At 72.3% G+C, this 3161-nt stretch carries 1 protein-coding gene; it reads right to left on the bottom strand.

The annotated features are described in order from the left end of the window. Positions 1 to 127: 127 nt before the first annotated feature. Positions 128 to 2680 carry a SpoIIE family protein phosphatase gene (locus ACRX5S_RS18450; protein ID WP_436774038.1) on the bottom strand — a complete coding sequence of 851 codons (2553 nt, stop codon included), beginning with the start codon at positions 2678 to 2680 and terminating at the stop codon, positions 128 to 130. Positions 2681 to 3161: the final 481 nt, after the last annotated feature.

The raw sequence follows: 3161 nt of genomic DNA, 5'->3' as shown, positions 1-3161 counted from the left end.
CCCCCCCCCGCCCGGCCACCGCAGCCATGGGGGTGACAACGTCGGTGCCCGGACGGTCGCCGCCGACATCCGGCAACGCGCGGTCAGGACACGCAACTCGACGACAGCGGCTCAGGTGCTCAGGTGCTCAGGTTTCCGCGACCCGGAGCACGACGATGGCCATGTCGTCGCGGGCAGGTTCCGCGGCGAAGGCCTCGACGGCTCGGTGGACGCGGGCCGCCACCGCGCCGGCCGTGAGGCCGGTGCATCCGGCCAGGACGGTGGCGAGGCCGTCCTCGCCCAGCATGCGGCTGCCCTCGCGCCGTTCGGTGACGCCGTCGGTGACACACAGCAGTACGTCGCCCGGATCGAGGTCGACGACTTCGGAGACCAGGTCCAGTTCGTCCAGGACACCCAGCAACGGCTGGGGTGTCGCCACTTGTTCGACCTGCCCGTCGGGGCGCAGCCGGAGCGGAAGGGGGTGGCCCGCCGACACCAGGTTGAGGCGTACGCCGCCGCCGTCGCGGTGGGTGATGTGGCCGTGCAGCAGGGTCAGGAAGCGGCTGCGCGGACCCTCGTCGAGGATTGCGGTGTTGAGCCGCTGCAACACCGCCGGTACCGGCATCCCCTCGCGGGCCAGCAGGCGCAGCGCCTGCCGGGCGAGGCCGGTGACGGCCGCCGCCTCGGGGCCCGTGCCGCAGACATCGCCGATCGCGAAGCCCCACAGGTCGGGGTTGATGGTGAACAAGTCGTAGAAGTCGCCGCCGACTTCGTTGCTCTCGCCGGACGCCTGGTAGACGACCTCGATGTCCAGGCCCGGCACCTGCGGCAGGTCCGGCGGCAGGAGGCTGCGCTGCAACGCCTGGCTGGTGGCGCTGCGTTCGGAGTACAGGCGGGCGTTGTCCATCGCCAGCGCGGCCCGGCGGGACAGGTCCTCGGCGAGTTCCAGGGTTTCGCGTCGGAACCGCTCGCCGGTCGCGTTGCCCAGCGTCAGCATGCCGATGCCGCGGCCCCGGGCGACCAGCGGCAGCGAGACCGCCTCACCGGTGACCAGATCCTCGTGCTGTGCCGCGGCCTCAGCGCCGAGGCGCCGAAGTCCCGGCCACGCGCGCGCACCCGGTGTCGGGTGGGCGCGCGGCGGCTCCGCCTGGTCCAACAACTCCCGGAGGTCGTCGATGCGCATCTCGTCGGTGTGCCACACACAGCTCAGGACCGGATCGTGACCCTCGCCGATCGTGTGCACGGCACACCACGTCGCCAGCCGGGGCACCACGATCTGCGCGACCATCGCCAGCGTCATTTCCGGGTCGAGGGTGCCCGCGAGCAGGTCGGAAGCCTCGGCGAGGAACGACAGCGAGCCGCGGCGGACCCGTTCGAGCTCGGACAGCCGCGCGCTTTCCACGGACAGCGAGATGCGGTCGGCGGCACGTTGCAGGCGGGCCGCGGCGTCGTTGTCGAAGTGCGACGAGGATTCCGACGCGACGCCGAGCGTGCCGGTCAGCCGGCCCTCGACCTTGAGCGGGGCGGTCACGGCCGAGCGCATCACGGTGTCGGCGAGGAGCGGGACCGCGTCACGCACGGCCTCGGCGTCGTCGTGGACCGCGGGCATGCGCGCGGTGCCGAATCGGCCCGTCGTGGTCTCCACCGGTACCCGGGCGAACCGCTGCTGCGCGGATCCGAGGCCGGTGGTGGCGCGGACCTCCATCTCGCTCTCGTCGTCCGTGGCGATGAGCACGAACGCCGCGTCCCCGTCGAGGAGGTCGCGGGCGCGCTCGATGGCGCGCTGGAGCAGGTCGTCGAGGCCGGGGCGGTTCGTGCCCTCCAGACCGTCCCATTCCGAGTCGGTCGGCGGCGGTACCGGCGTGCGCCCGGCGGCCGCCGCGGCGCGGTTCTCCAGCACCGCCCGGGCCCGGGCCGGGACCGCCAGCAGCACGAGCTGCGGGTTGTCGGACGCGTCGCGCAGGCGTACGTGCGAGGCGAACACGCGCACGGGGCGGCCTTCGCCGTGCCGGATGTCGTACATCCCCTGCCAGCGCGAGAGTTCGAGCATCGCGGCGAAGGGGAGGTCGGCATCCGAGTTGTCGGGGGTGTGCGGCCAGTCGACCAGTTCCGACAGGCGCATGCCCACCGCGTCCTGGGCCGAGCGGCCGAACAGGTCGGCGGCGTCCACGTTCCAGTGCGTCACGCGCTGGTGGGCGTCGGCGTGCACGACCGCGACCCGGACGGGTGTGTCCGCGCCTGGCAGCACGTGCGTCGGCAGCGTGGGTCCGGCGAGGCTGGTGGCGGATCCACCGTCCGGCAGGTCGAGCCGGAACCACACCTGTTTGACGGACTTGGTGTACTCCACGCCCCACGCCGAGGCGATCGACGCGGACAGGAAGAGCCCGCGGCCGCTCTCGTCGTCCGCGTCGAAGACCCCCACGGGGGCCGGCAGCTCCAGGGTCGGGTAGCGGTCGACGACCTCGACCTGGACGGCCGAGTCGTACCGCACGCAGGACACCTCGGTGGCCGTGCCGGCGTGCACGATGGCGTTCGTCACAAGTTCGCTGACGAGCAGTACGGCGTCGTCCACGACGCCCGCGGCGTCCCACTCGGTCAGGGTCTGGCGTACGAAGGATCGCGCGGCAGCCACCGAACGGCCCTCAGGGGCGAACGTGGCGCTCACTCTCGCGGTGACGACCATGTCGGTTTCCGGATCCATGTGCATCCTGCGACGTCGGTGATTGCGGTGGCGCGACCTCGCTGCCCTTCCCGATCTATCTCGTGGCGAACTATCGCGATCAAGCGATATGCCTGGTTCGCGCTGGTTCTACGGATCTGTCTGGTGATGCCACTGCTCGACTGCCGGGCGCGACGCAGTCACGCGGCAGCTCCGCACATTACCGCGTCGTCGCGACACGGGCGCAGGTCCTTGACGAACATTGACCCCGGTGCACGGCCCCCGGACCTGGGGACTCGGCCATGCGCCCCGTGGGATGGTGGAAGACTGCCGGTATCAGCGGCGACCGCCCCACCCGGGCCGAGGGACCGGGCGGGCGCCGGGGCCGGGTGGAGGAATCTCGAAATGGCGAACGCTTCCAGGCGAGACGGACGCGCCGCGGGCACGGCGAAGGGTGCGGGCAAGGCTGCCGGGGGCAGCTCGGCCGAGGCATCGGGGACCTCGCGCAAGGGCGCGCAGCGGG

It is taken from the genome of Yinghuangia sp. YIM S09857 (assembly GCF_051388915.1).
Taxonomy (GTDB): Bacteria; Actinomycetota; Actinomycetes; order Streptomycetales; family Streptomycetaceae; genus Yinghuangia.
This window is presented reverse-complemented; position numbering and strand designations above follow the sequence as displayed.